General features: G+C 47.1%; 7 protein-coding genes and 1 pseudogene. 6 read left to right on the top strand and 2 right to left on the bottom strand.

The genetic code is table 11. From position 1 onward, the window contains the following. The first annotated feature begins 40 nt into the window (after positions 1-40). The 5 genes from A6049_RS19710 (at position 41) to chrA (ending at position 3,717) form a co-directional block, all read left to right on the top strand. Entirely contained in the window at positions 41-691 is a 651-nt protein-coding gene (locus A6049_RS19710) for a response regulator (protein ID WP_053780067.1), read from the top strand. Beyond that, the gene (locus A6049_RS19715; RefSeq protein WP_063566297.1) at positions 684-1,796 is read left to right on the top strand and encodes a PAS domain-containing sensor histidine kinase; all 1,113 of its coding nucleotides are present in this window, start codon (positions 684-686) and stop codon (positions 1,794-1,796) included. Before A6049_RS19710 ends, A6049_RS19715 begins: the two co-directional genes overlap by 8 nt. A gap of 277 nt (positions 1,797-2,073) precedes the next feature. Continuing rightward, positions 2,074-2,568, top strand: a complete 495-nt coding sequence (gene chrS, locus A6049_RS19720) for a chromate efflux transcriptional regulator ChrS (RefSeq protein WP_063566298.1) — start codon at positions 2,074-2,076, stop codon at positions 2,566-2,568. 12 nt (positions 2,569-2,580) lie between these two features. Further along, positions 2,581-3,168: a chromate efflux transporter ChrB gene (chrB, locus tag A6049_RS19725; protein WP_063566299.1), complete on the top strand. Its 588-nt coding sequence runs from the start codon at positions 2,581-2,583 to the stop codon at positions 3,166-3,168. Between the two features lie 3 nt (positions 3,169-3,171). After that, positions 3,172-3,717, top strand: a complete 546-nt coding sequence (chrA, locus tag A6049_RS19730; protein WP_053780063.1) for a chromate efflux transporter ChrA — start codon at positions 3,172-3,174, stop codon at positions 3,715-3,717. Positions 3,718-3,921: 204 nt separating this feature from the next. Here the strand turns inward: chrA and A6049_RS19735 are convergent, their stop codons facing one another. Next, positions 3,922-6,297: an Ig-like domain-containing protein gene (locus A6049_RS19735; protein WP_240321493.1), complete on the bottom strand. Its 2,376-nt coding sequence runs from the start codon at positions 6,295-6,297 to the stop codon at positions 3,922-3,924. A 206-nt stretch (positions 6,298-6,503) separates the two neighbouring features. Between A6049_RS19735 and A6049_RS19740 the strand changes: the two genes are divergently transcribed. After that, positions 6,504-7,124 carry a methyltransferase domain-containing protein gene (locus A6049_RS19740; protein ID WP_063566301.1) on the top strand — a complete coding sequence of 207 codons (621 nt, stop codon included), beginning with the start codon at positions 6,504-6,506 and terminating at the stop codon, positions 7,122-7,124. Between the two features lie 155 nt (positions 7,125-7,279). Here the strand turns inward: A6049_RS19740 and A6049_RS19745 are convergent. After that, positions 7,280-7,511, bottom strand: a pseudogene (locus A6049_RS19745) (glycoside hydrolase family 88 protein); the annotation flags it as partial.

Consider the following 7,511-nt stretch of genomic DNA (forward strand, 5'->3'; position numbering starts at 1 on the left):
ATAAAGAAAGAACTGTGGAACCGGACAGGAGGAAAATGATGTGATTCAATTATTAGTTGTCGACGATCATGTAGTTGTACGCTCCGGGCTGATCGCCCTGCTCGACGGAAAGAATGATATACATATTGTTGGAGACGCGGCCGATGGGGATGAAGCTATTGCCAAGGCACAAGAACTGAAGCCGGATGTGGTCTTAATGGATTTCAGCATGCCGCCAGGCAAAGACGGTCTGACCGCTACCGCTGAATTGAAGAAATTGATGCCGGATGTCTCCATTTTGATACTGACCATGCATGACGATGAAGAATATCTGTTCCGCGCCATCCACGCGGGAGCATCCGGATATATTCTCAAGAGCGCACCGCATGAAGAATTGCTTGCCGCTATTCGTTCCGTAGCAGAAGGTAGCGCCTATCTATACCCGAGTGCGACCAAGCGGCTGATGAGTGAATACCTGGACAAAGCGAAGCAGGAGAACGCTGGACCGTATGACACGTTATCCGAACGAGAGAAAGAGATATTGTCCTGGATTGCCAAGGGTTATGCCAACAAGGAAATCGCTGAACATCTGGTGATCAGTGTCAAAACGGTTGAATCCCACAAAAGCAATCTGATGGAGAAGCTCGGCCTTCGAACCAGACCGGAACTGGTGAAGTTTGCGATGAAAAAGGGGTTGCTTAACTTTGAGTAGCACACGCAAAAACAGACTTAGCGGATTTGCCGACCAACCAGTGCGTCAGTTATTAGAGGAAATCGACAGTCACATTACAGATACTGAATTCCGCAGCAGACTGAAAGGTTCCCTGCATCAGCTCAGTGATCTGAAGTTTGCCCTGGATGAGTCGTCCATTGTAGCCCTCACGGACCGCAAAGGAAAGATCCAGTATGTAAACGATAAGTTCTGCGAAATTTCACAATATAATCGGGAAGAATTGATCGGCCAGGATCATCGGATCATTAATTCGGGTTATCACGGCAAGAATTTTATGAAAAACCTGTGGGAAACCATCTCTTCCGGACGAGTGTGGAACGGAGAGATTCGTAACCGTGCCAGGGATGGCAGCCATTATTGGGTGAATACAACGATTGTGCCTTTTCTCGATAACGATGGTGAGCCCTATCAGTATTTGGCTGTTCGTAGTGAGGTAACCAAGTTGAAGCGGGTCGAAGCTGAGATACAGACGATGATGACCCAGGTCATGAACATTCAGGAAGAGGAGCGGCGTCGCATCTCGCGTGAGCTGCATGACGGCATTGGACAGAGTCTCTTCTCTCTTGTTATTCAGATGGATCGTCTGTTGGCGGACCAACCTCAATCTGGTGTGGAAGCACTGCGAAAACAAGTTACGGGCATTATGGAGGATGTACGCGGCATGGCATGGGAGCTGAGGCCCTCCGTACTGGATGACCTTGGTGTCGTTCCGGCCATTCGCACGTATATCGAGAACTATACCCGGCACTACGGGATTGAAGTGGAGCTGGAATGTAATCTGCGAAAACGGCTGGAGATGAACCGAGAGATCGCCATGTACCGCATTATCCAGGAGGCGTTAACCAATGTAGCCAAGTACGCCGATGTGTCAGAAGCACATGTGACGGTGGAAGATTCGGAAGAGGCAACCGTTGTGAAGATCGTGGACCAAGGCGCAGGGTTCAACAGTACGACGGCTGGTAACGGTGTTGGTCTATTTAGCATGGAGGAGCGCGCTCGTGGAGCCGGAGGTACACTTGTAGTATCTTCGGAGCCTGGCGAAGGAACTGTAGTTACCTTTTGTCTACCCAAAACTTTTCATTAAGTCGCTTCAACCTGTACTTTATATAGAAGACTGTTTACGGATGTGCTCCGTGAACAGTCTCTTTTTCGATTCATGCCTGCATCCTGCTCCCATTCATCATCTCTGATTGGTAAAAATGACAAAATGAAAGCTTTGAATCGGATAAATTCAACATTTACAATAAATATATTGACTCCAATTACGATTCGTCATTAAAATATGAATGCTGCATACAAATTGTACGTAGATTCTATCATAATTCTTTATTCTATATAGTTAAAAAAAAGGATGGTCAATCATGTCAGAGAAACGCTCCTCCAAAGGTGGAGAAATCCCGCAAATGCACAATCTGGATGCAATCGATCGTAAAATCATTGCCGCCCTTCACCAAAATAGCCGGATATCCTACACCGATCTGGGTGCACAGATCGGTTTGTCCCGTGTGGCCGTTCAGGCCCGCATTAATGCCTTATCCGAAAAGGGAATCATTGAACGCTTCACCGTGGTTATTAATCCGGGCAAAGTTGGACTCCAGGTCTCTGCCTTTTTCAATGTCGATGTAGAACCGCTATTCCTGGATGAAGTAGCCGCGAAACTGGACGAAGAACCCGCAGTAACCAGCCTCTATCATATGACAGGCCCGAGTACCCTGCACATGCATGGAATTTTTGCAGATATGGAAGAGATGGAGCAGTTCCTGCTGGAGAAGCTCTACAAGATGCCAGGCATCGTCAAGGTAGAATCACAGCTGTTGTTAAAACGATATAAAAGCCGAATGGGCATGAGACTCTAGGAGGAAATCAGCATGAGTTGGAAAGATTACAACGGTCTCGTCATTGGGATGGTACGAACCGGAATTTTGGGATATGGCGGCGGCCCCTCGGTTATTCCGCTGATCCGTTATGAAGCCGTTACCCGCTATAAGTGGGTGAGCGATGATGAGTTTGGCGAGATTTTGGCCATTGCCAACGCTCTGCCTGGTCCCATTGCTACCAAGATGGCCGCGTATCTCGGGTATAAAACGAAGGGCGTGCTGGGCGCTATTGTGTCGGTCCTGGCCCACATTTTGCCGACGAGCATCGCCATCATTGCGCTGCTTGGTTCCATGTACGCGCTGCGCGAATCGAAAATCGTAGCAGGCATGGTGGCAGCTGTTCGCCCGGTCATTTTTGTCATGCTCGGCATGATGGCATACGAATTCGCCAAGAAAGCATGGAAGGGACTCGGTACAACCTTTGCCGCCCTGTTCGGTGTCCTTGCATTTGTACTGCTGCAGCTGCTGGATATTCACCCCGGTATTGTGATTGCCGTCTTCCTCGGATATGGCGTCTTCCATCTGGATGTGGTCCAGCGTTTCAAATCCAAACGCGATTCCGACAAGGGGGTATCCTAAGCGATGCTTCAGACATGGTGGGAATTGTTTTGGGGATTTTTTGTAGCCAATATCTTGGGATACGGGGGCGGCCCCGCCTCCATTCCGTTAATGCAGGAGGAAGTGGTCAACCACTACAAGTGGATGACCACCGAGCAATTCGGTGATGTACTCGCTATCGGCAATGCACTTCCCGGTCCAATCGCGACCAAAATTGCCGCATTTGTCGGTTATCAGGTAGCTGGCTGGTTTGGCGCATTCATCGCCAGTTTTGCCACAGTTGTACCTTCTGCTGTCGCGTTAATTCTGCTGCTTCGTTTACTGAACAAGCATCGCACTTCACCAAAGGTGAAAGGGATGACGTTGCTCGTACAACCGGTTATTGCTGTACTTATGATCTTACTTACATGGGAATTCGGTCAGGTATCCACCAATTCCATCGGCATTTGGCAGACATTGATCATTGCAGGGATCTCGCTTTGGGTCATGACCAAGACCAAGCTGCATCCAGCCATCCTCATCGTCATTGCTTTTGCATACGGTGCGCTGGTTCTGTCTCATACGATGTAATTCATTGATTATTTAGATTCGGGGAACGTCTTGGAACATTGTGTTTTTATATCCAGTATGGATATATGCACAAGTGCCGGGGCGTTTCTTTTTTTGTATTGTTAGTTCTTTTGTGTTTTTCCCATTAAAAAAACGGTGATGCCAGCATTTAAGCTGTCATCACCGTACATAAAATTGCTTGTTTTACCTTCGTACTTGAAGATATTATTTCGCTTCAACGACTACAGTTACTTTGGTTTTCACACCTGCGTAAGTTACAGTAATGGTTGCCTTACCCTTGCCATTGGCCTGGATTATTCCATCCTTCACCGATGCTGTCGCTATACGGGAAGATTTCCACAGTGCCGGCTTGGATACGTTCGCTTCGCTGCCATCGGCATACGTTGCTGTAGCAACCAGAGTTGCTTTGTCACCAGGCTTCATGGTCAGGGTTACTTTATCGGTTTGCAAATATTTCAGTGTATCTACATCGACTGCAATGGTTACCGTCTTGCTGCCGTACTTCGCTGTAATTTTTGCTTTACCTGAACCTGTCGCTTTTACTTTACCTTTGGTTACCTGAGCTACTTTGTAGCTGTTGGTTTTCCATTCCGCTTTGTCCGTGACATCACGCTCACTGCCATCGCTCAGATATGCGGTAACCGTAAGATCTGCGGAATCACCGGTTTTCAGGGAAAGAGCCGGTTCGGATGCTTCAATGCGTGAAATAACGTCCACTTCAACCTGAATGGTCACTTTGTTGGAACCATATTCAGCCGTGATATTGGCTTTACCGCTGCTGTTCGCAGTGATAACCCCTTTTTTCACGTCGGCTACGCGGGAATTGCTTGATTTCCATGTTGCATCGGATGACACGTCCTTGGTCAAGCCATCTTCATCCGTTGCTGTGAGTACGATTTGCTGTGTTTCCTTGGAGGACAACACCACAAAGTTCACATCTGCCTCCAGCCCACTAGCCATGCCTACTTCAACAGGCAAAGTTAACGTTTTACCTTCAATTTTGGCTGTGATGGTTACTTTACCTGTTGCAATACCCGTCACGACACCTTTACTGTCCACTTCAGCGAGTTTCTCACTGCTGCTGCTCCAATCCGCATCTTCGGACACGTCTTTGGATGTATCACCGTATACGGCCAATACTTTCACAGATAATGTACCACCAATGGCTACAGAACCTTTTTTCTTGTCCATTTCATACTTGTCTGGAACGTCTACATTCACTGTGAATTTAACGGTTTTGCCGCCGTATGCCGCAGTGATGGTCGCTGTTCCAGATTTATAGGCGATCAGCTCGCCGCCAGTTACATATACAACATCCGCATTGCTGGATGTCCAAGTTGCTTTGGAAGTTACGTTTTCTGTACTTGCATCAATATATTCTGCATTGGCTACCAGTTTCTTGGTTTTGTTATCACCTGTAACACTCATAGCCAGTTTATCTTCGACACCCGCAATATCCAGATATCTTGCTGTATCAACGTCAACCGTGATTTCCACTGTTTTGCCGCTATACGTTGCCTTAATTGTCGTAGAACCCGCACCAATGGCTGTAACTTGTCCCTTGAATACCGTCGCTACCTTCTCGTTGCTGGATGTCCATGTCGCTTGATCCGTTACATTTACATCAGCGCTATTCGGGTAAGAGGCAGTCAATACTACATTTGCCGTTTTATTGGACTCGCTCAAACGGAAGAAAATGCTCTGTTTCTCCACACTCAGTTTGCTTGTCAGATCAACATCCACATCTACGGATACGGATTTCGTTCCGTATTTGGCTGTAATCTTAGCAGAACCTGCGGAGTATCCTGTAATTTCACCTTTTAATACATCTGCTACTTTTTCATTACTTGACGTCCACTCTGCCAGATCCGTTACATCTTTGGTTGTGCCATCTGGATAGGTGGCTGTCAATTTTACAGTTTCGCTTTTGTTCAAGAGCAGATTGACCTGCTTCTTGTCCACATCCACACGTTTAACAACCTCAACATTAACATCCACAGTCACGCTTTGACTGCCGACTTTACCTGTGATGACAGCTGTACCGGCGCTTTGTCCAGTAACTTTACCATTCACAACCGTTGCCACTTTTTCGTCATCGGATGACCATTCAGCTACTTTGGATGCATCTGCATTCGTCGTATTATCACTGTAAGTTGCTGTCAAAATAATGTCTTTGCTATCCCCTGTGCGCAAGTCCAGGGACTGCACGTTTTTGGAAAGGGCTTTAACCTTTTTGGTTACATTCACCTGAACCGTTTGACTCTGAGACAGATACGACGTTGTAATGGTTGCCGTACCTTCCTTTTTGGCAGTAATGGCACCATTATATACAGTCGCTATCGAAGTATCACTGCTACTCCAGGAAGAACTGATGGTTACGTTAGCCGATGTATTATCGGTATATACTCCTGTCACCGTAACCGAACTGGAATCACCCACTTCGAGCGACAGCTCATTTTTGGAAACTACAATTTTGGACAGTTCTTTATCTGCCGCAGCGGCCAAGCCTACGTTGGAAATACTCAGCACCAATACCAGCATCATCACCATGTACTTGGTCAATCTTGGCTTTAACATCATTTCCCCCCGATTCTTTTCATTTTGTTCCTTAGTTTAATGTCGGCAAGTTCTTTCCAGATGTTTAGACTTTCAGGGAATTTTCAGGGGATTTCGTGGAATTCATTCATCCGAACTATCGATTTCCAATTGATTCATACCTGCAAATATTACGCATAACCTATGTATAGTCACTATTTTGAATTCATTTATATGATCGGGGGAGAAACATGAGTCAGCCTTTTGACTACAAAGGATATTGGGAACAAACGTATAGCTCAGGCGAGACATCCGGAAGGGGTTCGTATGGCGTACTGGCTGAATTCAAGGCAGAGGTCGTAAATGGACTGATTCAGCGTGAGGGTATTTCCAGCGTCATTGAATTTGGATGCGGGGATGGCAATCAACTGCAATATATGAACTATAATTCGTATCTGGGTGTCGATGTAGCCGGCTCGTCGGTGCGTCTATGCGCCTCCAAGTTTGCTAACGATACCTCCAAAAGTTTCATGTTATATACACCAGGTCTATGGATTAACCGCGGTTTCCTGCAAGCTGATCTCACCGTCTGTCTGGATGTGCTCTATCATATTACGGATGAAACGGATTTTCGCAATACACTCTACGACATTCTGCACTCTTCGTCAGGGTGGGTTGTGTTGTACACTCGTTTGAAAGAAAACGGTAATCCAGGAGTTAACACCATTCAGGACCGAAATATTTTTGACTATCTGTTCGACTATCCCGAATTCAAAGTACATGAAATTATTCCTCAGCGATATCCCGACCAGTCCTCGGCCGACTTTGTCATCTTAAGACGCACACCCGGCATCGAAAATAAATCGGTCTGAGACCAAGGGTGTGCTCCGCCTCCAAGACAGGAATACCCTTTCCCACTAGGAGGCACGCACACTCGAACGGCTGTATGGTGGGTCGCCTACTCATGCAACTCACGCATACTCGCCGCTTGAAGTGTGACATTCCTGATTCCCTTATTCTCGTTTCTCTAAAATAAACCCGGGCGGCCACGCAGCTTCGCCAGCGCCTCCATATAGAAATAATCGCCGTATATAATCGACACATTCAAGCCACGACCCTCTGGATAATGCACCGTGCCCTGCATGATTAGACCTTCTTCCGCTGCCGTCTCACCGGAGCTGTAGTTCTCATGCAGCCCGCGGAGGATACGCTCTGCCGCGGCTGCATATTCCTCGCCGCGCGGCGACAGCTTCGCCAGC

It is taken from the genome of Paenibacillus sp. O199, assembly GCF_001636635.1.
GTDB classification, from domain to species: Bacteria; Bacillota; Bacilli; order Paenibacillales; family Paenibacillaceae; genus Paenibacillus; species Paenibacillus marchantiae.

What these genes read in the sequence shown, in the direction of transcription:
- chrS (WP_063566298.1), top strand. Translation starts at nt 2,074, where the DNA reads ATGTCAGAGAAACGCTCCTCCAAAGGTGGAGAAATCCCGCAAATGCAC.
- chrB (WP_063566299.1), top strand. Translation starts at nt 2,581, where the DNA reads ATGAGTTGGAAAGATTACAACGGTCTCGTCATTGGGATGGTACGAACC.
- chrA (WP_053780063.1), top strand. Translation starts at nt 3,172, where the DNA reads ATGCTTCAGACATGGTGGGAATTGTTTTGGGGATTTTTTGTAGCCAAT.
- A6049_RS19735 (WP_240321493.1), bottom strand. Translation starts at nt 6,297, where the DNA reads ATGATGTTAAAGCCAAGATTGACCAAGTACATGGTGATGATGCTGGTA.
- A6049_RS19740 (WP_063566301.1), top strand. Translation starts at nt 6,504, where the DNA reads ATGAGTCAGCCTTTTGACTACAAAGGATATTGGGAACAAACGTATAGC.